The 22,118-nt window shown below is 73.1% G+C and carries 21 protein-coding genes; 5 read left to right on the forward strand and 16 right to left on the reverse strand.

What is annotated here, in order from left to right:
* Window positions 1-87 precede the first annotated feature (87 nt).
* On the forward strand, window positions 88-888 hold the full coding sequence (locus ACFY8W_RS03210; protein WP_391099518.1) for a VOC family protein: 801 nt from the start codon (window positions 88-90) through the stop codon (window positions 886-888).
* 132 nt (window positions 889-1,020) lie between these two features.
* Here ACFY8W_RS03210 and ACFY8W_RS03215 read toward each other — a convergent pair whose 3' ends face one another.
* The gene (locus ACFY8W_RS03215) at window positions 1,021-1,905 is read right to left on the reverse strand and encodes a YegS/Rv2252/BmrU family lipid kinase (RefSeq protein WP_391099521.1); all 885 of its coding nucleotides are present in this window, start codon (window positions 1,903-1,905) and stop codon (window positions 1,021-1,023) included.
* 176 nt (window positions 1,906-2,081) lie between these two features.
* A complete protein-coding gene (locus ACFY8W_RS03220) occupies window positions 2,082-3,677 on the reverse strand; it encodes an FAD-linked oxidase C-terminal domain-containing protein (protein ID WP_391099524.1) in 1,596 nt (531 codons plus the stop codon).
* Between the two features lie 72 nt (window positions 3,678-3,749).
* Here ACFY8W_RS03220 and ACFY8W_RS03225 point away from each other — a divergent pair, with 72 nt between their 5' ends.
* The gene (locus tag ACFY8W_RS03225) at window positions 3,750-4,379 is read left to right on the forward strand and encodes a TetR family transcriptional regulator (protein ID WP_391099525.1); all 630 of its coding nucleotides are present in this window, start codon (window positions 3,750-3,752) and stop codon (window positions 4,377-4,379) included.
* Complete coding sequence (locus ACFY8W_RS03230; RefSeq protein WP_391099528.1) at window positions 4,376-5,971, forward strand: FAD-dependent oxidoreductase; 1,596 nt, start codon at window positions 4,376-4,378, stop codon at window positions 5,969-5,971. Before ACFY8W_RS03225 ends, ACFY8W_RS03230 begins: the two co-directional genes overlap by 4 nt.
* 36 nt (window positions 5,972-6,007) lie before the next feature.
* On the opposite strand, the gene ACFY8W_RS03235 is transcribed toward ACFY8W_RS03230, so the two are convergent.
* The 9 genes from ACFY8W_RS03235 to ACFY8W_RS03275 form a co-directional block, all read right to left on the reverse strand.
* Entirely contained in the window at window positions 6,008-7,921 is a 1,914-nt protein-coding gene (locus ACFY8W_RS03235) for a S41 family peptidase (RefSeq protein ID WP_391099530.1), read from the reverse strand.
* A gap of 114 nt (window positions 7,922-8,035) precedes the next feature.
* Window positions 8,036-8,896, reverse strand: a complete 861-nt coding sequence (locus tag ACFY8W_RS03240; RefSeq protein WP_391099533.1) for a S8 family serine peptidase — start codon at window positions 8,894-8,896, stop codon at window positions 8,036-8,038.
* A 544-nt stretch (window positions 8,897-9,440) separates the two neighbouring features.
* Complete coding sequence (locus tag ACFY8W_RS03245; protein WP_391099536.1) at window positions 9,441-9,635, reverse strand: hypothetical protein; 195 nt, start codon at window positions 9,633-9,635, stop codon at window positions 9,441-9,443.
* A 5-nt stretch (window positions 9,636-9,640) separates the two neighbouring features.
* A complete protein-coding gene (locus tag ACFY8W_RS03250; protein WP_391099539.1) occupies window positions 9,641-9,829 on the reverse strand; it encodes a hypothetical protein in 189 nt (62 codons plus the stop codon).
* 25 nt (window positions 9,830-9,854) lie between these two features.
* The gene (locus ACFY8W_RS03255; RefSeq protein WP_391099542.1) at window positions 9,855-10,874 is read right to left on the reverse strand and encodes a hypothetical protein; all 1,020 of its coding nucleotides are present in this window, start codon (window positions 10,872-10,874) and stop codon (window positions 9,855-9,857) included.
* A gap of 178 nt (window positions 10,875-11,052) precedes the next feature.
* A complete protein-coding gene (locus ACFY8W_RS03260; RefSeq protein WP_391099544.1) occupies window positions 11,053-11,382 on the reverse strand; it encodes a hypothetical protein in 330 nt (109 codons plus the stop codon).
* Window positions 11,383-11,736: 354 nt separating this feature from the next.
* Window positions 11,737-12,165: a hypothetical protein gene (locus tag ACFY8W_RS03265; protein ID WP_391099546.1), complete on the reverse strand. Its 429-nt coding sequence runs from the start codon at window positions 12,163-12,165 to the stop codon at window positions 11,737-11,739.
* A 5-nt stretch (window positions 12,166-12,170) separates the two neighbouring features.
* Window positions 12,171-12,545: a roadblock/LC7 domain-containing protein gene (locus ACFY8W_RS03270; RefSeq protein WP_391099549.1), complete on the reverse strand. Its 375-nt coding sequence runs from the start codon at window positions 12,543-12,545 to the stop codon at window positions 12,171-12,173.
* A 96-nt stretch (window positions 12,546-12,641) separates the two neighbouring features.
* Window positions 12,642-13,508: a MarR family transcriptional regulator gene (locus ACFY8W_RS03275; protein WP_391099552.1), complete on the reverse strand. Its 867-nt coding sequence runs from the start codon at window positions 13,506-13,508 to the stop codon at window positions 12,642-12,644.
* Window positions 13,509-13,893: 385 nt separating this feature from the next.
* Between ACFY8W_RS03275 and ACFY8W_RS03280 the strand changes: the two genes are divergently transcribed.
* Both ACFY8W_RS03280 and ACFY8W_RS03285 read left to right on the forward strand, forming a co-directional pair.
* The gene (locus ACFY8W_RS03280; protein ID WP_391099554.1) at window positions 13,894-14,871 is read left to right on the forward strand and encodes a helix-turn-helix domain-containing protein; all 978 of its coding nucleotides are present in this window, start codon (window positions 13,894-13,896) and stop codon (window positions 14,869-14,871) included.
* Between the two features lie 69 nt (window positions 14,872-14,940).
* On the forward strand, window positions 14,941-15,699 hold the full coding sequence (locus ACFY8W_RS03285; protein WP_391099557.1) for an MBL fold metallo-hydrolase: 759 nt from the start codon (window positions 14,941-14,943) through the stop codon (window positions 15,697-15,699).
* Between the two features lie 82 nt (window positions 15,700-15,781).
* Here ACFY8W_RS03285 and ACFY8W_RS03290 read toward each other — a convergent pair whose 3' ends face one another.
* The 5 genes from ACFY8W_RS03290 to ACFY8W_RS03310 form a co-directional block, all read right to left on the reverse strand.
* Complete coding sequence (locus ACFY8W_RS03290; protein WP_391099560.1) at window positions 15,782-18,037, reverse strand: helix-turn-helix domain-containing protein; 2,256 nt, start codon at window positions 18,035-18,037, stop codon at window positions 15,782-15,784.
* Window positions 18,038-18,070: 33 nt separating this feature from the next.
* The gene (locus ACFY8W_RS03295) at window positions 18,071-18,784 is read right to left on the reverse strand and encodes an alpha/beta fold hydrolase (RefSeq protein ID WP_391099563.1); all 714 of its coding nucleotides are present in this window, start codon (window positions 18,782-18,784) and stop codon (window positions 18,071-18,073) included.
* A gap of 44 nt (window positions 18,785-18,828) precedes the next feature.
* Window positions 18,829-19,737 (reverse strand): helix-turn-helix domain-containing protein, encoded by a 909-nt coding sequence (locus ACFY8W_RS03300; RefSeq protein WP_391099566.1) that lies wholly within the window; start codon window positions 19,735-19,737, stop codon window positions 18,829-18,831.
* Window positions 19,738-19,778: 41 nt separating this feature from the next.
* A complete protein-coding gene (locus ACFY8W_RS03305) occupies window positions 19,779-20,630 on the reverse strand; it encodes an alpha/beta fold hydrolase (protein ID WP_391099568.1) in 852 nt (283 codons plus the stop codon).
* Between the two features lie 138 nt (window positions 20,631-20,768).
* On the reverse strand, window positions 20,769-22,016 hold the full coding sequence (locus tag ACFY8W_RS03310; protein WP_391099570.1) for a helix-turn-helix domain-containing protein: 1,248 nt from the start codon (window positions 22,014-22,016) through the stop codon (window positions 20,769-20,771).
* Window positions 22,017-22,118 lie beyond the last annotated feature (102 nt).

A 22,118-nucleotide genomic window follows, 5' to 3' on the forward strand; every position in this document is an offset into this window, starting at 1 on the left:
GGACAAGCGCTCGCGAAAACCGCGGAACACCGCGGGATCCCGCGAGCGCCCGCCCCTCAGCCCGCACATCCGCGAAAGGCCACGCCCATGATCACCACGGACTTCACCCCCGGCACCCCCTGCTGGCTCGACCTCGGCGCGCCCGACGTCCGCGCCGCCGCCGACTTCTACGGCGCGGTCCTCGGATGGGACTACGAGCCGATGGAAGAGAGCGAGGACATGGAGGGAGGCATGTTCCGGAAGGACGGCAAGCTCGTCGCGGGCCTCGGCAGACTCACGGAGGAGGGCGCGCGCTCGGCCTGGATGATCTACTACACGGTCACCGACGCGGACGCGACGACGGAGGCCGTCGAGGCGGCGGGCGGCACGGTGCGGGTGGCGCCGCGCGACCTGGGCGAGTGGGGCCGGATGGCCCAGTACAGCGATCCGCTGGGCGGCCAGTTCGCCGTCTGGCAGCCGGGCACGGACACGGGCGTGGAGCTGGTCGACAAGCCGGGCTCGCTCAACTGGACCGAGCTGTACACGAGCGACGCCGCCGCGGCGCGGGAGTTCTACGGCGGCGTCTTCGGCTGGCGGTTCGGCGACATGGACCTGCCGGGCGGCGGTGGCACGTACACCCTGATCACGCCCGCCGGACTGCCCGAGGAGCGGATGCAGGGCGGTCTCATGGAGCTCTCGGAGGACGACTTGGCGGTGGCCGGCGGGCGCCCCTACTGGCACCCGGTGTTCGCCGTCGACGACTGCGACGCGGCGGCCGCGGCGGTGACGGCGAACGGCGGCACCGTGCAGATGGGACCGGCCGACGCCGAGGGCGTGGGCCGGCTCGCCGTCTGTCTCGACCCGTCGAACGCGGACTTCGTGGTCCTGGCCCCGACCCCGCCCGCCTGAACCCGGACAGGCCGCCGGACGGGCCCGACGACCTGTCCGGCCGCCCCGCTCCACCGGGCGGGCCCCAAGCCGTCTCTTCCGGATCCTGTCCGGGTCCGCGGTGCCTGGCCCTGGTTCGGGAGAAACGGCCTGCTAGGGAGCCAGGACGTTGAGGGCGGCCGGCCGTACGCGGACCGTCACCGGCAGGGTGGCGTCGACCTCGCCGTCCGCCCCGTACGGCAGCGGGCGGTCGGCCTCGATCCGGATCTCCTTGCCGCGCAGGATCTCGACCTGAGGTCGCTCCAGGTGCGCGCCCGTCTTCAGCTCGTTCATCATGGCGAAGAAGTGGCGCTTCGGCGCCGCCTTGATCACCACGACGTCGAGGAGACCGTCGTCGAGCCGTGCGCCCGGCGCGATGTTCCGGCCGAAGCCGTAGAAGCCGGAGTTCGCCGCGACCACGGTGTAGCCGGTGCGCTCGTGCCGTTCCCCGTCGATGGTGAGCCGGTACGCGGCGGGCTTCCAGGCGAGGACCGCCCGGAGGCCTCCGACGTAGTACGACGCCGCGCCCCGCAGCAGCCGGGAGTCGTTGGCATGGCGGTTGGCCACGGCGTCGACGCCCGCGTACACGCTCCCGAGGACGCAGACCCGGTCGTGTGCCGCGGACTCCACCTCGATCGTGTCGACGGCCCGGGGCGTGCCCTCGAGCAGCACCTCGGCGAGCCGCGGTGCGTCGGTGGGCAGCCCGAGGGCCCGGGCGAAGTCGTTGCCGCGGCCCGCGGGCACCAGGCCGAACACCGTGTCCGTGCCGCTGAGCGCGCCGCCGACGCAGCCGGCCATGCCGTCGCCGCCGACGGCGAGCACGACGTGGCCGCGCGCACCGGCGTCGCGGGCGATCTCCCGCGCGTGCTCCAGGCTGCGGCTGTAGACGGTGTCGAGCCGCGCGCCCGCCTCCCTGAGGAGCCGGGCCAGCGGGAGCAGGCCCGCCGTGCCACTGGAACCCCCGGCGGTGGGGTTGACGACGGCGGTGAACTGTCGCATGGGTCAGGCCTCCGGGCGGCAGACGAAGCGGCGGACGAGGGGGTTCAGCGGACGGCGGGGTGCAGCGGAAGGCAGGGTGCAGCGGACGCCGAGCCCGGCCGACGACGAGCGCGGCGCACGGCCGGGCTCGGCGCACGGCCGGCCGGGCGAGCGGCCCGGCTCGGCGCACGGCAGGCTCAGCGGAGCGGGACGAGGATTCCGGGGTTGAGGACGCCCGACGGGTCCACCTCGGCCTTGACCGCCTGCAGCATACGGATGCCGAGCGGGCCGATCTCGCGGACGTAGCCGTCCCGGTGGTCGGTGCCGACGCCGTGGTGGTGGCTGATGGTGCCGCCCGCCGCCAGGATCGCGTCGTTGGCCGCGCGCTTCGCCGGCGCCCAGTGCGCGACCGGGTCCTCGCCCTGCGCCGAGACGACGGTGAAGTAGAGCGAGGCGCCGTTCTCGTACGTGTGCGAGATGTGGCACATGACCAGCGGCGGGGTGCCGGCCTCGGTGAGCGTGCTGGTCAGCGCGTCGCGCACCGCCGTGTACAGGCCGGGGATCGCGGACCAGAAGGCGGCCGTCTCCAGCGTCTCGGCGAAGGCGCCGGCGTCGAGGAGGGCGTCGCGCAGGTAGGGCGCGTTGTAGCGGCCGTGCTCCCACTTGTCGCCGGGCGCCTCGCCGAGGTACTCGCCGTCGCAGGCGAGCAGGACCTCGCGGGCGGCGGCGCGGCGGGCGGCGGTGTCCGCCTCGGTGCCCTCGTAGCCGACGATCGCCATGCAGCCCGGGTTCTGCGGGAGTTCGGTGCTGCCGATGGCGTCCGGCTGGGCCAGTCCGACGAAGGTCTCCGACTCGTCGGAGAGGCGCAGCACGGTGGGCCGGGGGCCGTCCTGTGCGAGCCGGCGGAGTGCCGCGGTGCCGGCCTCGAAGGAGGCGAAGCGCCAGCCCTCGTAGATCCGCTCGTCCGGCAGCGGGCGGACGCGCACGGTCACGGCGGTGATCACGCCGAGGGCGCCCTCGGAGCCGAGGATGAGCTGGCGCAGGTCGGGGCCGGCGGCCGAGCGCGGGGCCCGGCCGAGCTCCAGCGTGCCCTCGGGCGTGGCGACCGTGAGGGCGAGGACCATCTCGTCGAAGCGGCCGTAGCCGGCGGAGGCCTGGCCGCTGGAGCGGGCCGCGGCGAAGCCGCCGACGGTGGCCCATTCGAACGACTGCGGGAAGTGCCCGAGGGTCCAGCCCTGCTCGTTGAGCAGCGCCTCGCACTGCGGGCCGCGCAGGCCGGGCTGCAGCGTCGCGGTGCGGGACACCTCGTCGACGGCGACCAGCCGGTCGAGGCGGCGCAGGTCGAGCGCGACGAACGGGCGCTTCGTGGTGGGCGCGAGACCGCCGACGACGGAGGTGCCGCCGCCGAACGGAACGGCGGCGAGGCCGTGCTCGGCGCAGGCGCGCAGCACGGCGAGGACCTCGTCGTGGCTGCCCGGGAGCACGACGGCGGCCGGGATGTCGTCGACCTCGCCGGCGCGGATGCGCAGCAGGTCGGGGGTCGACTTGCCGCGGGTGTGCCGGATGCGGCTCTCGGCGTCGTCACGCAGGCCGTCCGGCTCGGCGACGGCCGTGCGCAGCGCGGTGAGCGCCTCGTCGGTGAGCGCGGGAGCGGGCGGTTCGACGGCATCGAGGGTCGCCGGGCCGCTCTCGCGCGGGGTGACGCCGAGCAGGTCCCGCAGGAGGCCGGTCACCGCGTCGGGCAGCGGCGCCGCCTTGGCCGGGTCGCCCCAGCCGCTCCACAACATGTCCATTCGAATGGTCCTCACGGTCTGTTTCACGGACGGCGCTGCCGCTCGGCCCGCACTGGCATTACACTGTGACAGATGACGCCCATTCGTCACAACCATACGGACGCAGATCCCGTGCTCGACGCCGCCCGCGACTGCGTGCTCGCCGTCGGCGTACGCCGCACGACCCTGACCGACGTCGCCCGGCGCGCGGGCGTGTCCCGGATGACGCTGTACCGGCGGTGGCCCGACGTGCGCACCCTGGTCGGCGACCTGATGACCCGTGAGTGGATCGCCGTCGCCGCGGGCGCCATGCCGCCCGACGCCGACGGCGGCCTCGACGGCGACACGGACGGCGACGCCAGGCCCGCACGGGAGCGGATCGTCCAGGGGATGGTCGCGGGAGTCGCCGCGTTCCGGAGCCACCCGCTGTTCCACAAGATCATCGACGTCGACCCGGAACTGCTGCTGCCGTACGTCCTCGACCGCCGCGGCGCCAGCCAGGACGCCCTGCTCGGGCTGCTCACCACCGCGCTGGACGAAGGCCACGAGGACGGTTCCGTGCGCCGCGTACGGACGGACCTGCAGGCCCGGTCCCTGCTGCTCGTCGTGCAGTCCTTCACTCTCTCGCTGCGCACCATGACCGACGAGACCGATCCCGAACTGAGCGAAGCCGCCTTCCTCGACGAGCTGCGCACCCTGCTGGAGAGGACCCTCACGCCATGAACCCCACGAGCAGCACCCCGAACCCCGCGGGCGGCGCCGCCCTGCCCGGCTCCTCGCTCGACGCCGAGCGGCGCCGACGCGAACTGGAACGGCTCGCCGACGGCGCGGACGGCGTCGACGGCGTGGTCGACGTCCTGGTCGTCGGTCTCGGCGCCACCGGGGCCGGAGCGGCCCTGGACGCGGCCACCCGCGGCCTCAGCGTGGTCGCGATCGACGCCCACGACCTCGCGTTCGGCACGTCCCGCTGGAGCTCCAAGCTGATCCACGGCGGGCTGCGCTACCTCGCGTCGGGACAGCTCGACGTGGCGCACGAGAGCGCCGTCGAGCGCGGCATCCTCATGGAGCGCACCGCGCCGCACCTGGTCCGCCCCCAGCCCTTCGTCCTGCCCCTCACCCCGCTCGTGAGCCGGGGCCAGGCGGCCCTCGCCCGCGCCGGCTTCGTCGCGGGCGACCTGCTGCGCGTCTCCGCCCGCACCTCGCGCGGCACGCTGCCCCGGCCGCGCGCGCTGTCCGCCGTCGAGACCCGCCACCTCGCCCCGGCGCTGCGCCCCACCGGGCTGCGCGGCGGACTGCTCTCCTGGGACGGCCGGCTCTCCGACGACGCACGCCTGGTGACCGCGATCGCCCGCACCGCGGCCGCCCACGGCGCCCGCGTCCTCACCCGCACCCGTGCCCTGGAGCTCCACCGCGACGGCGCTCTGGTCCGCGACGAGACCACCGGCCAGGAGCTGAGCATCCGCGCCCGCGCGGTCGTGAACGCGACCGGGGTCTGGGCGGGCGGCCTCGTCGACGACGTACGCCTGCGGCCCTCGCGCGGCACCCATCTCGTCCTGCGCTCCGAGGACCTCGGGCGGCTCTCCGCCGGGCTGCACATCCCGATCCCCGGCGAGACCAACCGCTTCGTCCTGGTCCTCCCCCAGGGCGACGGGCGCGTCTACGTCGGCCTCACCGACGAGCCCGTCGACGGAGCCGTCCCCGACGTGCCGGACGTCCCCGAGACCGACATCGGCTTCCTGCTCGACGTCCTCGGCTCGGCGCTCGACGTCACCCTCCAGCGCGCCGACGTGGTCGGTGCCTTCGCCGGACTGCGCCCCCTGCTCGACACCCAGGACGCCGCCGGCCGGACCGCCGACATCTCCCGCAAGCACGCCGTGCTCACCTCGGCCGACGGCGTCGTCACCGTCGTCGGCGGCAAGCTGACCACCTACCGGCGCATGGCCCAGGACGCCGTCGACGCGGCCGTGGCCGCCCGGGGCCTCACCGCCGGCCCGTGCCGCACCGCGTCGGTGCCCCTGGTCGGCGCCGCCGCGCCGCGGACCCTCGCCGGGCTCGACGTCCCGGCGCGCCTCGTGCACCGCTACGGCTCCGAGGCGCCGGCCGTCCACGCGCTCGGCGCGCAGGACCCGGACCTCGCCCGGCCCGTGGTGCCCGGCCACCCGGTGACCGGCGCCGAACTGCTGTGGGCCGTCCGGCACGAGGGCGCACTCGACACCTCCGACCTCCTCGACCGGCGCACCCGCATCGGTCTGGTCCCGGAGGACCGCACCACGGCCGAGAAGGCCGCCCGCGACGCCCTCGCCCGTGCCGCCTGACGCCGGACGGCGCCGGACGGGCCCTGGGGCGTGTCCTCAGAGCCGCTCGGTGCGGCCGGCGACGAGCTCGCCCTCGGCGAAGCCGTCGACCCGCACCGAACCGGCGCCGGTGGCTCCGGGGACCGTGACCTCGACCTGACCGTCGGGGACGTCCACGGAGGTACGGGGACGCCGGTCGAGGTAGACGTCCACGCGGTCGACGTTGGCCGTCCTGAGCTTCAGGCGGAGCGAGCCGTCGGCACGCGTGGCGTCGGTGATGGTCAGCTCGCGGACGGGCCGGGCCTTGAGGAGTTCACCGGCGCGTGCCAGGAGGTCGACGTTGCCCTGCAGCAGGTCCCGCCGGGTCATCCGGTGGCGCTCGTCCGGTACGACGCCGAGGTCCTCCAGCGGCGTGCCGGCGCGTTCGCCGACCCGCAGGGACCTGCGGATCGCCACGCGCATGCCCGCTCCGTTCGGCAGCGGACGGTACGGGCTGTCGGGGATCGGGAAGAACTCGATGATGTCGTCGTGCGCCCAGACGTTGGCGCCGCCGGCCCCGGTGTTGTCGTCGGTGCCGAGCACGGTGCCGATCCGGTGGTCCTGGAAGCCCGCGGCGAACATGTCGGTGGCGGAGTAGCAGCGCGCGTTGGTGATGAGCACGACCGGGCCGAAGTAGCGCTGGCCGATCGCGTTGGCGGGTCCCTCCGGGGTGAGGGGTACGGCGGCGGAGAAGGCGGCGCCGAGTTCGACGGCCTGCTCCATGGACTCCAGCCAGGGCCTGAGACTGGCGTGGTTGCGGCACAGCCGCAGGTTGAGCGGCGTGTTGATGAACTGGAACGGCTCCGGTGCGATCCGGTGCGGCGTCAGTGTCTGGAGGGTGAGCTCGGACGCCCAGACCAGGCCGCCGCCGTTGTCGCGTACGTCGAGGATCAGCCCGTTCTGCGGCAGCGCGCCCACGAGCCGGAGGAACTCCTCGACGAAGGGTTCGACGTCTCGGACGCTGAAGGTGTGGATGCGGAGGTGACCGAAGGTGCCCGACGGGGTGTCGACGGTACGGGCGGTGAAGACCTGCGGCATCGTGCTCACGATCTCGCCCGCCGCGGCGGTGGGCGACTGCCCCGCGTCCACGGCCCGCTGCCGTGCGACCACGTGCGGGGCGAAGAGCATGATGTTGGCCCGGCCGATCTCCTCGGACTCGTCGTCGACGCCCATCACGAGCGCGGCGTCACCGCTCGGGGCGGGCAACGGCGGGAGGTTGTCCACGATCTGCCAGTTCTGCCGCAGCTCGCGCGCGACGCCGTCGGTGTCCGTGTAGCTGACGGTCACCCACTCCTCGAACGGCGGCAGATGGGCCGAGAGCGAGCGCACGGTCAGCGACTGGACGCCGCGGCTGCGGCGCGCCGCCGCGTTGCTCCCGGCGAACCGGGCCGCGTTCAGCTCCACGGCCCGCTCGATGGGGATGCCGCTCCAGTGGGTGATCTCGACGCCCGGTACGAAGCCGGGGGCGGAGAAGCCCTGGGTGATGCGGGTGACCAGGAAGCGGGGTTCCGGTCCGTCGGTGCACTCCTCGACCCGGAACGGAAGGAAGGCGATCTTCCTCGCGAAGGGCTCGGGCAGCCGGTAGTTGGTGTGCAGGTCGCGGACCGAGTGGAAGACCTGCGCCATCTGCGCGTGGAAGGCCCACTCCGGTTCCATCGTCTCGGGGGTCTGCTGTTCCAGCTCGCGGCGGATGAGCCGCAGCCGCTGCACGGGGTTGACGGCGTGCATCGCGATCTTCAGGGGCAGATGGACGTAGTTGCCCTCCATCAGCACCAGGGCCTGGTCGACGAGGAGCAGCCGCTGGTCCAGGGTGAGGTCGCCGGCACCCGCCAGGAAGGTCTGGAGCTCGGTGGCGGCGGACAGGTGCTCACGGACCGGTTCGGCCGTGCGCTTGAGGTAGTCACGGGAGGTGTCGGGGCCGGCGGCGTTCATGATGTCTCCGTGGTCGGTGCGGTGCTGGTGGCTTGGGACTGGTGGCTGGTGCCGTGGCCAGCGCGTGGCCGGTGCGGTGGCCGGCCTTCGACCGGCCCGGTGGGAGTCCGCCCGTCACACCGGCATCGCCCGGAGTGCCGTGTACGCGGCCCAGGCGTCGAGCAGCGGCGGCGTCACCGAGCGCCGTCGGACGGGCCCGTGCGTGACCGCGTACCGCACGGCCGCCGGACCGGCCTTCGGGAAGGCCGAGCGGAGGAGGGCGACCGCCCCCGTGACGAAGGGCGCGGCGGCGCTCGTACCGCTCAGGACGAGGGTGCGGCCGTCGAGCCCCGGGCCCGGGACCCGGTCGCCGGGGGCACCGACGCCGTGGCGGCCGATGGACGCGCCCCGGTTGGACCGGGTCATGGGGCGGCCGGCGCGGTCGTACGCGGTCACCGGGATCGCCCACGGGTGGTCGGTGAGCACGGCGCCGCCCAGCCGGCCCTGGTTCCCCGCGGCGACCACGACGATCACGCCCCGGGCCGCGGCGTGGTCGAGGGCGCCCTCCAGCGCGTGGTCACGGACGGCGGAGGGCGCCGGCTGCGCCATGCTGAGGTTCAGGACGTGGACACCCGCGTCGACGATCTCGACGATCGCCTCGGCCAGCTCCCCGGTCCGTACGCCCGTCAGACAGGTCGCGGGACCGCCGTCGGCCGGCCGGTCCGCGAACAGGGGCCGGGACAGCAGGGTGCAGCCGGGACAGACGCCCCGGCTCCCGGCGATGAGCCCGGCCACGGCGGTGCCGTGCGCGCAGCACACGTCGCCGCCGCGACAGGCCCCCGTACCGCCGGTGGGCCTCAGTTCCCGGACCGCACGGCCGGCGAAGGCCGGGTGGTCCAGGGCGACGCGGCCGTCGATCAGACCGACCACGACCGAGGCCCGGCCGGTGGTCCGCGCCATGACGGGCGTGAGGCCGACCAGGTCCAGGAGGTCCATGGGCACCCCTGCGTCGTCTCGGTCCCGCCGGGTCATCTCGGTCCGGCGGGTCTTGTCGGTCCTGCCGGGTCGACTCGGTCCCGCAGGTCGTCTCGGTCCTGCCGGGCCATCTCGGTCCCGCAGGTCGTCTCGGTCCTGCCGGGTCGACTCGGTCCGGCAGGTCTTCTCGGTCCGGCAGGTCTTGTCGGTCCTGCCGGGTCGACTCGGTCCCGCAGGTCGTCTCGGTCCTGCCGGGCCATCTCGGGGGCTCGCCAGGCCATCCCGGGCCCGGCAGGTCGTCTCGGTCCTTGTGCGCCGTCTCGCTCCCTCCGCGTCACCTCGCTCCCCGGTCGGTGTAGCAGACCCGCCTGATGCACTCGCCGAAGCACCGGGGGTTCCCGGAGTGCTCGCAGACGATCTCGCAGTACGGCCCGTGCTCCTCCTCGCACGTGAAGTGCTGGGGGACGAGTCGGTCGCCGGGTGCGGCGACCGGTGGGTTTCGGGTGAATCCCGGGAGGCCCATGTCGGGTCACCTCCGCGCGAGGTGGTGACGGCCGCTGCTCGGTCAGCGGCACGTGTCCATGCAGGAGTCGAAGCACTCGGCCCATTCCGGTGAGCCGTACTCGTGGCTGAAGCCGCATTCCACACGGCACTCGCGCGAGCAGTAGGACTCCAGCTGCGGGAACAGCCGGTCGGGTTCCGGCGCCTCCGGGGCCGGACGCGTCCCGACGACGGGGCGCTCGAATCCGGGGGTGCGCATCGCGGTCACCACTTCTCCGAGCAGGCCTTGTCCAGGCACCGCCGCACGCACGCGCGCGGGTTGTGGGCGCCCTTGCACCGGTGGCGGCACACCGGTGCCAGTTCCTCCTCGCAGGTGAAGAACTGGGGGTGGACTCGGTCACCGGCGGTCGCGTCGCGTGCCGGCGACTCGACGGCGAATCCGGGGATACGCATGTCCGTTCGCCTCCTTCTGTCTCGGTTACCGGTGGTAGTAGTCCTGGAACGAGGTCACCGTGCGCGGGAAGAGCCCCGTGACGTCGACGCGGGCGAAGGACCGCACGACGACGTTGGTCTGACGGTGGGTGTAGGAGAACACGACCGTGACGACGGTCTGCGACCGGGTGCTGAGCCGGGATGGACCGGCCTCCACCCCGGAGAGGACGTAGCCCTCGTCGCGCCTCTCGTGGCACGTCTGGTAGATCTCCTGGGACCTGACCGTCAGGTGGTTGACGGCCCGCTCGGTCGGCAGGGTGCCGGCGTTGTTGCCGAGCTGGAGCAGCCGGTCGAGCGTGTCCCGCGCTCCCCTCTCGAACTCCTTCTTGGAGACGTCGACGCGGCGCTCGATCGCCTTGATCAGCTCCTTGCGGTCGAAGGCCCAGACCTTCTCGACGCTCACCTGGGTGAGGGAGAGCCCCTGGCAGGCGCCGGGAGGCGCGACCGGGCCGAGGTATCCGACGACCACGGCCAGGTCGCGGTTGTCCCTGACCGGGCGCAGGGCCTCCACGAGCTCGTCCAGTTCGGTCTGGTCGGCCGGCCTCAGGATGTGGGTCTCGACGCCCTCGACGGAGAGCACGAAGCACATCTGCCGGGCGATGTATCGGTTCTCCGGGTCGGAGAGGACGCGGTACAGGGCCTCGGCGTCCGTGCTGTCGGTCCTCCCTCCGGCACCGGCCGCCTGGAAGTACTCGTGCTGGACGGAGAGGTCGGGGAACAGGGCGTGGACGCGCCCCAACGCGTAGACGTACCCGAGGGTCGTGCCGCCGTCGCCCTCCTCGCCGCCCGGGGAGGCGGCCGTGGTACAGCCGCAGCGGGCCTGGGCGGTGTCGCGTGGCACGGTGGGAATGGCTTCGTCGACGGCGCTCGCGGGCCGGAAGTCCTCCGGGTCGAGCGTGGGAAGGGCGGGAGGGGAAGCGGAAGCGGGGGCCGGCGGCGAGGGCCGTACCTCGGCCTCCGGCGGGGGGCCGGTGGCGATGACGGTGTCGGTGATCTCGGCGTCCATCGGTCACTCCTCACGCACACTCTGTCGGGCCGTCAGCCCGGAACGCGCGGCGGCGTTCGATGAGGTCCTGCCGTGCGGGCGCGCCCGGTGGAGCCGTGCCTCGCGGGCGCGCCCCGTGGGCCCTGCCGTGCGAACGCGCCCGGCGAACTCCTGCTGCGCGGACGAGGCCTGCCGCCCGTCAGCGGTCGTGTTCGCCGCCGATCGTCATCCACCTGTTCAGCGCCTCGGCGCGGCGGCCGCAGCCGCCGCAGGGCCGGATGCCGACCGCCTTGGTCGCCCGGGCGACGGCGTCGCCCAGACCGATCTCCGCACCCTCACGCGCGAAGCCGGGGATGCGGACCTGATGCCGGGGCCGGTCGTGACGGCGGCTGTCGCGGGAGTCACGGGCAGCGCGGGAGTCAGGCTCCGTGCGGGAGGCTCGGGAGTCACGCTCCGTGCGGGAGGCTCGGGAGTCACGCTCCGTGCGTTCCCGGGCCGCGCCCCGACTGCTCGTTGCACGGTCAACCATCCTGCTCACATCCCGTTGCTGACCATCCGGCAGATCCACCGGCGTCGCCCCCACACCTCTCCATCTTCCTCCCGGACCGCTCCCCACGCACTCCGACCTGCCCCTTCCCCGCTGCCTCCGCAGCGTCGCCCCACCGCAGCCGCGGTCGGAGCCGCTGCCGGGTTCACGCGTCCGCGGTCCGGCTCCGCATGTGCTCGTGATCGCCGGCCCACGGCCCACGCCCCCGGTCCGGGCGGACCGGACCGAGGGCGTGGGCCGACCCCGGAAGCGTCCCCCTCCCTGTCCTCCCCCTCTCGCGGGACGCGTCCGCGTGCCAGTGGGGGCGGTTTCGTCCCGGCAGGGTCCGCTATGCCGTCAGAGCCCGTAGGCCTTGACCACGCGCCGCGCCTGGGCGAAGAGCATGCCCACGTTCACCGACTTGCGGCAGACGACGACCGCGACGACGTCCTGACTCTCGGTCATGCGGATGAACAGGTGTGTCAGGTTGGCGCTGTTGACCAGGATCTCCTGGAAGTAGTGCTGGGTGCTGTCGACACCGCGCCGCTCCTTGAACACGTCCTCGATCAGGACGACGGTGCGGCCCTGGAAGAGGTCCAGCGTGGCTCCCGCGAGCAGGTCGAGGACCTCGGGCGGGTGGCTGTCGATCGTCTCGTACGAGAGGAGCATGCCCGTCCCCATGTCGACCACGCCGGCCGCCACGCAGTCCGGGGCCTCCGCCCGCAGCTCCTTCACCAGTCCCTGGATCGCGTCCGAGAATCCCTGCACCATGGGCTTCGTCACCATCGCCGTCACTTCCTTCCGGACAGAATCGCCTCGACACGCTTCAACACGGGCTGGGATTCGACGTGCAGGCGCTCGAGGTCCATCCCCTCGTCGCCCAGGACGACCATCAGCGCCGTGTCGGCCACCGCGTAGACCGCCGCGCAGCCGGAGCTGCCGTACGCCACGGTCCGGCGCAGAGCCCCACGGCCGGTCGCACCGGTCGTGCGGCGTGCGAGGCCGAGACTGGCCGCGGCGAGGGCTGCGAGGCCGTTGGGTTCTATGCCGTCCTCCATGTCGGCAGCGATCAGCAGTCCGTCGACGGCCGCCAGGGCCGTGTCGGTGATTCCCGGGATCTGATCGCGGAGACCTCTCATCTCCCCGGTCAACGCCTCATGGTCCATTCGTTTCCCTTCGCACATGTTCCTGACTTCCCCGAGCGCCATGGGCCGGCGGCCCACCCGTCACCGCTCGGGTACGACTCCGTGTCCGGAGGCCCTTCACCCCGTCGCGGACGGGTCCGTGACGAGGGCCTTCGTCGTGAATCCGCTGGCGCCCGGGACGCGGTACGGCAGCTCCGTACGTTCGTCCACGGCGTCCGGAGCGGCGGCCACGCGCCGCGGTTCGAGTGCCGGGACCGACCACGCCGTCGTCGTGCCGAGCACCTCGCCCCGGCCCGCTCGCTCCAGCAGCCCCTCGCCGAGCATCCGGGAGATCTCGACCGTGACCTGGTAGACGCCGCGGCCCACCACGAAGGCGATGTCGCGTGCGGTGCGCCTGCCGTTGGCGTGGAAGAGGATCTCCCTGCGGTGCGGGGCCAGGTCCTCGGCCGGCCCCACCACACCGCGGCCGGCGACGACCCGCTCGCGGTCGGGGAGAACGGCCTGCGGCAGCGCTTCGAGTCCGACGACCTTCCGGGCCGCCTCCTCCAGGAGCTTCAGCGGATCCTCGCCGCCGACGGCGGGAACGGTCGGCCCGCCCTGCTTGACGGCGACGCACTCGGCGGTCTCCCCCGCGACGACGGCGAAGACCGCGTCCCGGAGGGCCATCATCGTGACCACCTTCAGTTCGGCCGCCCCGATGCGTCCTCTCGCCACGAGCTCGGCGCCCGGCTCGAGCGCTCCGGTCGGTGACAGCGACGACCAGTCCGCGGCACTGACCCGTCCTGAGCGCAGCAGCAGCGCCTCCACCCCTGGGGCACCGGGTGTCTCGACCGCCACCACCTGGCCCTGCCGGAGGTGGAACAACCCTCCGGGCCTGCCGTGAACCCGCAGGGCGAGGGTGGAACGGGCCGCCCGGCACTGGGCCAGGGCGAGGTGGAGCAGTCTGTGTCCGGCACGGCGTGGGCTGTTGCACGTATCCAGCAATGCCCACCCTTTCCACGCCCGGCACAGACCGGACCGACGACTACCGCACTGGCGTCTGAGGTGTAACGCCTGCGGGGAAAGGTGTATCAGCCGACTGGACAAAGATTCCATCGGTGACGCCATGTGACAGAAGCTGCAACATTATGACGAACCAGGCCTGCCGCAGGACCGAATCACAGGCCTGTTCCGTCCGAATTGCTTCGTAGTCGCACCCACCTGTGTCGAGGCGCCCGTCGTGCCCGTCCGTGTCGAGGCGCACGCCGACGCCTTCGCGCGGAGGTGGGAGGTGAGCCCGGCAACCGGGCACCGCGCCCGAGCGCCGCATGTCCGGATCTGACAGAACATGGTCATTGCGGCCCTCTGGGCGGGGCGGAATGATCGGCACATGCTTCCACCGCACAGGGTCGTCATCGCGGCCTTCCCCGGCGTCGAACTGCTCAACGTCACCGGTCCGGCCGAGGTGTTCTCCGTCGCCACACGGGTCGCCGGCACCGGCCGCCCCGGCTACACCGTCCGCGTCGCGACGGCCCAGGGCGAGCCGGTGACCACCTCCAGCGGGATCCGGCTGATGGCCGACCTGACCCTGGACGAGGTGGACGGAGACGTGGACACCCTGCTCGTGTCGGGGGCCGTCCGGGTGCACGGCCACGAGGTGGAGCCGATGGTCGACCGCGGGATCACCGACTGGCTGCGCGAAACGGCACCCGGCGTCCCCAGGCTGGGTTCCATCTGTTCGGGCGCGCACCTGCTGGCGGCGGCGGGCCTGCTGGACGGCCGTTCCGCCACGACCCACTGGCGGACGGCCGCGCGGCTGGCCGCCGACCACCCGCTCGTCACCGTCGATCCGGATCCGATCTTCATCCGGCAAGGCCGTCTGTGGACGTGCGCCGGCATCGCCTCGGGGATGGACATGGCCCTGGCCATGGTCACCGAGGACCACGGCCCCGAACGCGCCCTGGCCGCCGCCCGGACGATGGTCATGTACGTCAAACGTGCCGGCGGTCAGAGCCAGTTCAGCGCCCCGCTCGCGCCTCCCGCGGCGCCCGGCGACCGGCTGGACGACCTGCGCGTGTGGATCGGTGAGCACCTCACCGAGGACCTGTCGGCCGAAGCCCTGTCCGCACGGCTGCACCTGAGTGTGCGTCACTTCTCCCGGCTGTTCCGCGAGCGTACGGGCACCACTCCGACCGCGTACGTCGAGTCCGTCCGGCTGGACGCCGCCCGCAGGCTGCTCCAGGACAGCAGCCACGGCCTGCCCGAGATCGCCGCCCTCAGCGGCCTCGGTTCCGTGGAGAGCCTGCACCGTTCCTTCCGGCGCCGCCTCGGAACCACTCCCGCCCAGTACCGGCGCCGCTTCCGCTGATCCCGCCGTACCCCTGACCGCCCGCGGACCACCGCGCGGCGGAAGACAGTCATGCCCAAGGAGAGAACCGTGTCCCGAACCAAGGTCGTCCCCATCCCGGTCATGGGCCGGCACAACATCAACGCGTATCTGCTGCTGGGCCGTCGGCCCGTCATCGTCGACGCGGGAACGCCCGGCAGCGGCCGGAGGATCTACGAACAGGTCGCGGCCCATGGGGTGGACCCCACCGACGTGTCGCTGATCGTCATCACCCACGGCCACATCGACCACTTCGGCTCCGCCGCCGAACTGCACCGCCTGACCGGGGCACCCGTGGCAGGGCACGTCGCCGACCTCGGCCCGTACCGCACCGGCCGGGCCCGCGAACCCTATCTGCCCACCGGGCCGACGGGCCGCCTCATGGCCGGGAACAGGAACCTGCACATGCGCGTCGAACCGTTCGAACCCGGGGTCCTCGTGACGGGCGAGACCGACCTGGAGGACTTCGGGATCGCGGCCCGCATCATGCCCACACCGGGGCACACCGCGGGTTCGGTCTCCGTCCTCACCGACCAGGGAGACCTCGTCGCCGGCGACCTGATCGCCAACTCCCTCTTCGGTCTCGTGCGGGGCCGGCCCGCCAACCCGCCCTTCCACGACGACCCGCTGCAGAACCTCGCCAGCCTGCGGAACATGCTCGCCCTGAACCCCACCGCACTCCACGTCGGCCACGGCACGCCGCTGGAGCCCGACCGGGTCCGACGCTGGGCCGACCGGGAACACCAGCGGCTGTCCCGGCTCGCGGCGGCGGGGCGGCTCCCCACCCGCGCGGAGGACAGCACGGCCTGACCGGCTGGTCCCGGTCGGCGCCCCAAGCCGCATGAGCCCCACGAGCCGCTCAGGCCGCACACGCCGGCCGAGCGGTCCGGAATCATCCGGCGGGGAGCGAGTCCAGGAGCGCCCGCGCGGTCCTCAGGTCCTTGTCGTCGGCCAGGTCGCCGAGGGAGAGGACCTGGCGCAGGCAGTAGCGGGCCTCCTCGGTCTCTCCCAGTTCGATCAGGGCCTCCGCCAGATGCCTCAGCGTTTCGCCTTCCCTGTGGGAGATGCCGATGGCGCACGACCTGACCCGGGCGTCGCGGAAGTGGTCGGCGGCCTCCCGCCACCGCCCCAGCGCGGCGTGGTCGTGACCGATGGCCTGCATCGTGTGGGCACGGAAGATGTCGGCGATGTGCCCGGTCACCGGGCAGTCGGGCGCGTCGAGGAACGCGATGATGCGCTCGTGCTCGGTCAGGGCGTCCTCGGCACGGCCGAGCAGGCGCAGGGCGCTTCCGTAGAGGCGCACGGCCTGGGGCCAGGCCTCGTAGTGACCGGTGTCCTCGGACAGGCCCATGGCCGCGAGGGCCTTCTCCGCGACCTTCCGGGGGTCGCCGAGTTGCCGGTACGCGCTGGCCGTGTGCATCAGTGCCGAGACCTGCTGGTGGACGTCCTGGGCGCGGCGGGCGTGTTCCAGTCCTTCCTCGGCCCGTTCGACGGCCTCGCGGTGGCGCCGTCCGCAGGCGTTCAGGGCCCAGGACTGGCAGTTGAGGTGGAACGCCCGCATGTACGGGTCGTCGAGCGCGGCGGCGGACTCGGCGGCCAGACCGAAGACCTCGGGCCAGTGTCCCCAGTGGACCCACAGGTCGCAGAACCATTCCATGGCGTGGACGGTCTCCACGACCTGGATGTGCTCGTCCCGCCCGGCGGCGGCGCGCAGGGCGGCGAGCCAGGAGGGCGCTTCGTTCCGGAGCCAGTCACGGGCCTGGTCGGCGCTCTCCAGCGGGACCAGGCCCTGCCAGGAGGGCGGCGGCGCCCCGTACGCGGGCTGGTACCAGCGGCCGGCGACCGTGGCCGTCTCCAGCAGCCAGGTGCGCAGCCGGTCGTCGGCCGCCTCCCGCTCGCCGGGTTCCTCCTCGCGGGACAGCCGGGCGCGCGCGAACAGCCGCAGCAGGTCGTGCAACTGGTAGCGACCGGTGAAGGTGGCCTGCAGCAAGCCGGCCTCGACGAGTTCCTCCATCACGTCCTCGGCCTCGAAGACGGCCGTGGCGGTCAGAGCGGCACCGTAGGCAGCGGTCATGTCCGGCCCCGGGACCAGGCTCAGCAGCCGCAGCATGTGTGCTGCCTGGCCGGTCAGCTGACGGTAGGACAGTTCGAAGGCGGCCTCCACGCGCACGTCGCCGGCGGTGAGTGCGCCCAGGCGGCGTTCTTCGTCGGCCAGGCGCCGGACCAGGCGGCCGACGGTCCATCCGGACCGGACCGTCAGCCAGTTCGCCGCCACCCGGAGGGCCAGGGGCAGTCGCCCGCACAGCTCCGCCACCCGCGCCACGTCCTCGGCCTCCGCGTCGGCCCGCTCCTTGCCCAGGATCCGGCGCAGCAGATCGACCGCCTCCTCCTGCGCCATCTCCGACAGGGGGAGGCGGTCGACGTGCTCGAGACCGGTCAAGGGCCGCCGACTTGTGACCAGCACCAGACTCCGCCCGCCTGCCGGCAGCAGCGCACGCACCTGCTTCTCGTCGCGGGCGTTGTCCCACACGACCAGGCACCGGCGGTCGCCCAGCAGCGCCCGCAGCAGCCCCGCGCGGCCCTGCTCGTCCTCCTGCGCCAGCCGGCGGTCCGACACCCCGAGGGCCTTCAGCAGCTTCAGCAGCGCCTCCCCCGTGTCCACGGGGCCGTCCACCCCGTGCAGGTCCACCACGAAGCACCCGTCGGGGAACCTCTCTACGAGGTCCGCCGCCGCCTTCAGCGCCAGCGTCGTCTTCCCACACCCCGGAGGACCCGAGACGACCCACGCCGACGCGCCGCCCGCCGGAGCCCGCTCCGCGGCGTTCCGCAGGAGCGCCAGCTCCGCCTCGCGCCCCGTGAAGTCCCCCACCGACCGCGGCGGCACGACCGTCCCCGCCACCGTGACCGCTCGCGTCGGACGCGCCGCCCGCGCCGTGGTCAGCAGCGCCTCCCGCTCACCGTCCGTGAGCCCGAGCCCCTCCGCCAGCGCCACCACCGTGCGCCGCTGCGGAACCCGACTGCGACCCCGCTCCATGTCGCCGATGGCCCGGACACTCACACCCGACGCCTCGGCCAACTCCTCCATCGTCAGACGTCCTCGCTGCCGCAGACCGCGGAGAACGGCACCGAACGACTTCTCCTCGTACACGACTCCCCTTTCCCGGCTCGGTCGCTCGGTCGGTCAGCCTGTCGCTCGTACCGCGGTCCTGATCAGATCGGCGACTCTCGTGGGCTCGGAGAGGGCGACGGCGTGGGAGGCGTCGGGGAGTTCGACGACGACGGCGCCGGCCCGTGCGGCGCCGAAGCGCTGGACCTCGGGGCCGATCGTGCGGTCGGCCCCGGCCACGAGGGCCCAGGACGGTTTCGTCCGCCATGCCGCCACGGCCGCGGTCTCGGTGAACGCGGCCGCGGCGAAGGGGCGTTGGGCAGCCGCCAGGACGCCGGCGACATCCCCGGGCACGTCCGCCGCGAAGACGGAGGGAAACGCCGTCTCCTCTATGGTGACCTCGACGGCCCGGGCGCCGTCGTGGAGCGGGTAGGTCCACTCCTTCAGGCTGCCTTTCAGGGGAGGATCGGGGAAGCTCCGCTGGAGCCGGTCGAGGCTCTCGCCTTCCTGGGGCACGTAGGCGGCCACGTAGACGAGCCCCACGACGTTCTCCGCGGCGCCGGCCACCGTGATCAGCGCACCACCGTACGAGTGGCCGACGAGGACGGCCGGACCCTCGACCTGCGTCAGGACGGAGGAGAGGTAGGCGGCGTCCGATGCCAGGCCCCGGAGCGGGTTCGGCGGGGCGATCACCGGGATACCGCTGCTCCGCAGTTCCGCGATGACGCCTATCCAGCCGGTCGCGTCCGTGAAGGCGCCGTGCACGAGGACGACGGTGGGGTGGGACATACGAGTTCTCTTCTCGGTGTCGGGCATGACGGAGCGCGCGCGTCTCAGCGCCGTCGCTCGTCCTGGGCGTCGGCGGTCACCGGCGCGAAGGCCGAGGTCGCCAGGGCCTGCCATTCGCTGGGGCTCATGCCGTAGGCCCCGCGGAACGTGCGGCTGAAGTGCGAGGGGCTGCTGAAGCCCCAGCGGTGCGCCATCGCGGCCATCGTGGTTCTCCGGGTGGAGTGGCCCAGCTCGAACCGGCAGGACTCGAGCCTGCGCTGCCGCACCCACTGGCTCACCGTGCTGCCGTCGTTCTGGAACAGCTTCTGCAGGTACCGGACGGAGATGTGGTGGGCGCGTGCGATGGACTCCGGCGAGAGGTCCGGGTCCATCAGGTGTTCCTCGATGTGGGCGTGGATCCGGGACAGGAGCTCGTTGCCGGCTCCGGCCGCGTCGTCGGCCGTGTCCGTCGTGTCCGCTGCGAGGAGCTCCACGACCAGGACGGAGAGGAGGTGGACGGCCGTGCGGGCACGCCGGTCCCCGATCGCGGACCGGCGGAACTCCGGCCTGGCCGCGAGCGCGGTCAGGAAGTCGGACGCCAGCGCCCCGATCCCCTCCCCGCCGCGTACGGGTATGCCGAGCACCCGGTCCAGTTCCGGCCCCGTGACGCCCAGATGGCAGCGGGGCACCCGGAAGAAGATCATCTGGCAGTCTTCGCCGAACTGGAGCAGGTGCGGTCGGGCCGGGTCGCAGAAGACCAGGTCACTCGGTTCCAACAGGGTCCTGGAACGCTCGTGGACGACGGTCACGGGCCCACGGACGTGGACGCCGAGGTAGACGTGGGTCCGCCCGTTCGTCTCCGGCATCTCGGAGAGCATCTGGACCAGCCACCCCGAGCGGGAGGAGGGCGAGACCGGGTCGGGCGCCGGCCGGGGCACCCGTCCGGGCGCACGGGACGTCAGTGTGAGGGGCATGGGGATTCCTGGCGGTAGGTGCGTGCGGGCGGAGGGCGGGTTCACACCCCGTTCGCCGGCTCCTCGGCCAGGAACTTCTCCACCACGGCGTTGAAGGCCGGCGGGTTCTCCAGGAAGGGGAAGTGCGAGCTCGCCACGTCGGAGGCGAAGACGTGCAGGCGTGCGCCGGGAATCCGCTCGGCGACGAAGCGCTGCGAATCGGGGTGCACATGGCTTCCCTCGCAGCCGATCACCAGGGTCGGCACATCGATCCGGGGAAGCACGTCCCGCCAGTCCTGCGCGCAGTGGTCGAACAGCAGCGGTACGCCCGCGTGGGCGGGTGTCGACCGGATCTCCTCGGCGACGAAGTCCAGTACCTCGGGGTCGGGCTCGCCGGAGAACATGCCGCGCACGAAGTCGGCGCGGACCGTGTCGCCTTCCGGTCCCGCGAGGGACGCGCCCAGGTACAGCAGCCCCGACACGTCGAAGATGGCGCCGGAGTCCCGCTGTTCCCGCTCGGTCATCCAGGGCACGGCGGCGACCGCCGCGGGCTGGTCGACGGTGACGAATCGACGGATCCGACCGGTTCCGTACTGGTCGATGAAGCTCCACCACACCGAGGCGCCCATGGACCAGCCCAGTGCGTCGAACCGTTCCAGGCCGAGGTGGTCGACGAGTTCGAGCACGTCGCGGGAGAGCCGGGCGATGCGGTAGCCGTGGCGCGGCTTGCCCGACTGCCCGTGGCCGCGGAGGTCGACGGTGACGACCCGACGGGCGGGCGCGAGCCCCTCGGTCTGATGGCGGAACATCGCCTGCGTCTGCCCCCAGCCGTGCAGCATCACCAGCGGGATGCCCTCGCCGCCGGTGTCCTGGTACGCGAGCCGTGCGCCGTCCGTCGTGATCAGTTGTTGCATGACCTCTCCCCTGGTCAGAGGCGGTACGTTCGTCCCCGCCCGTCCGGACATCATCGAATGGGGCCCGTCGCCCGCACCACCGCGAGCTGTAGGAATCGGGCCGTGGATCCTCCTCGCTTTGTCGAAGCGAGTCCGGGGTCAGACGGGCCTGCCGGCGCCCGCGTCGAGGAGTTCCCCGACCCTGAGGCCGAGGTGCAGGGCGAGCCGGTGGGCACCGTCGTCGAGGTCGAGTCCGGTGAGCTCCTGGATCTGGCGCAGGCGGTAGTACAGCGAGGTGCGGTGGATGCCCAGCGTCTCCGCGGTCTTGGGGATCGAGCCCGCGTGTTCGAGGAAGCAGCGCAGGGTGTCCCGCAGGCGGTCGCCGCCGTGAGCCTCGGCCAGGGTGCGGAGCGGCTTCGGGACCAGCGACGCGTTCAGAGCGTGCTCGGGGAGCTGCAGCAGTACGGAGAGCTCCCCGAGGAGTTCCCAGTCGCCGATGCTGTTCAGGGAGGGCAGTCGGCGTGCCGCACGGGCCGCCACGAGCGCCTGCTCGTACGACGTCCACGCGTCGTCCAGGGTGGCGTGGCGGCCGCCGACGCCGATCACGGGGTCCGCCGACGGGTCCAGGAAGGTGCGGAGTTCGTCGAGGATGCGGGCGGACTGGGCGGCGACCTCGTCCGGGTGCGGCGGCCGGTCGCGGAGCTGGAGCAGGAGCGCCCGCTCCTTGCCGATCGCGATGAGTCCCTGGGCGGAGCGCGTCTGCCGGTGCCCCTCGAGCGCGGCCCACAGGGCGGCCTCGGACCGGCGCACGGCCTCCGCCCCGCAGCTGAGCCGGACGACGGTGACCAGGACGTGCTCCGCCGAGCGGAGGAGCCCCGTTTCCCTGCCGCGCCGACGCGCGGTGGTGCGTGCCGCGACGTCGGTGCCGACGAGTGCGAGGGCCAGGTCCCGCTCGTCGGTCTTCCGGGTGTCGGCGGCGATCTGCTCTCCGTACATCTGTGCCGACATGGCGTCCGCGGCCCGGGCGATGGCGCGGGTATCCTCCTCCCCCAGCGTCTTCTCGGGGACGACCACCACGAGGAGCCCGAGGAGATGCCCGCGCTCGCGCAGCGGCACGACGTACCGGGGCAGCAGTCCGAGGTCGTCACGGCCGTCGATGAAGCCGGGCCTCGCCCACTGGGTCACGCCCTGGGCGAGGACGTGCCGGATGGCCGCGTTGTCGGCGCGGCCCTGCAGCAGGGTGCCGATGCGCACCGGGTCCTCGTCGCCGAAGTGGCGGCTCGTGCAGACCATGCGGACCAGCGGGTCGTCGACGGCGACGGACCGGCCGAGCCGCTCCGCGAGCTCGTCGACGAGTGCCTGGAGCTCGGGGCTGCCGGGGCGGGCTCGCTGGAGCCTTACGGTCATGCGTTGTTCCTCTCTCGATCAAGGGTCCCCGCGGACCTCTCCATTCCGCGGTTCTTGATCAGTCTGAGGAAACGACGACGTCGGCACATCGCATGAATCGTC

The sequence above is a fragment of the Streptomyces sp. NPDC012637 genome, from assembly GCF_042954805.1.
GTDB lineage: Bacteria > Actinomycetota > Actinomycetes > Streptomycetales > Streptomycetaceae > Streptomyces.

Coding starts and splice junctions, on each gene's coding strand:
- ACFY8W_RS03305 (WP_391099568.1), bottom strand. CDS start 20,630: ATGCAACAACTGATCACGACGGACGGCGCACGGCTCGCGTACCAGGAC.
- ACFY8W_RS03235 (WP_391099530.1), bottom strand. CDS start 7,921: ATGAACGCCGCCGGCCCCGACACCTCCCGTGACTACCTCAAGCGCACG.
- ACFY8W_RS03230 (WP_391099528.1), top strand. CDS start 4,376: ATGAACCCCACGAGCAGCACCCCGAACCCCGCGGGCGGCGCCGCCCTG.
- ACFY8W_RS03245 (WP_391099536.1), bottom strand. CDS start 9,635: ATGCGCACCCCCGGATTCGAGCGCCCCGTCGTCGGGACGCGTCCGGCC.
- ACFY8W_RS03255 (WP_391099542.1), bottom strand. CDS start 10,874: ATGGACGCCGAGATCACCGACACCGTCATCGCCACCGGCCCCCCGCCG.
- ACFY8W_RS03295 (WP_391099563.1), bottom strand. CDS start 18,784: ATGTCCCACCCCACCGTCGTCCTCGTGCACGGCGCCTTCACGGACGCG.
- ACFY8W_RS03240 (WP_391099533.1), bottom strand. CDS start 8,896: ATGGACCTCCTGGACCTGGTCGGCCTCACGCCCGTCATGGCGCGGACC.
- ACFY8W_RS03270 (WP_391099549.1), bottom strand. CDS start 12,545: ATGGACCATGAGGCGTTGACCGGGGAGATGAGAGGTCTCCGCGATCAG.
- ACFY8W_RS03265 (WP_391099546.1), bottom strand. CDS start 12,165: ATGGTGACGAAGCCCATGGTGCAGGGATTCTCGGACGCGATCCAGGGA.
- ACFY8W_RS03220 (WP_391099524.1), bottom strand. CDS start 3,677: ATGGACATGTTGTGGAGCGGCTGGGGCGACCCGGCCAAGGCGGCGCCG.
- ACFY8W_RS03215 (WP_391099521.1), bottom strand. CDS start 1,905: ATGCGACAGTTCACCGCCGTCGTCAACCCCACCGCCGGGGGTTCCAGT.
- ACFY8W_RS03280 (WP_391099554.1), top strand. CDS start 13,894: ATGCTTCCACCGCACAGGGTCGTCATCGCGGCCTTCCCCGGCGTCGAA.
- ACFY8W_RS03250 (WP_391099539.1), bottom strand. CDS start 9,829: ATGCGTATCCCCGGATTCGCCGTCGAGTCGCCGGCACGCGACGCGACC.
- ACFY8W_RS03225 (WP_391099525.1), top strand. CDS start 3,750: ATGACGCCCATTCGTCACAACCATACGGACGCAGATCCCGTGCTCGAC.
- ACFY8W_RS03260 (WP_391099544.1), bottom strand. CDS start 11,382: ATGGTTGACCGTGCAACGAGCAGTCGGGGCGCGGCCCGGGAACGCACG.
- ACFY8W_RS03310 (WP_391099570.1), bottom strand. CDS start 22,016: ATGACCGTAAGGCTCCAGCGAGCCCGCCCCGGCAGCCCCGAGCTCCAG.
- ACFY8W_RS03300 (WP_391099566.1), bottom strand. CDS start 19,737: ATGCCCCTCACACTGACGTCCCGTGCGCCCGGACGGGTGCCCCGGCCG.
- ACFY8W_RS03210 (WP_391099518.1), top strand. CDS start 88: ATGATCACCACGGACTTCACCCCCGGCACCCCCTGCTGGCTCGACCTC.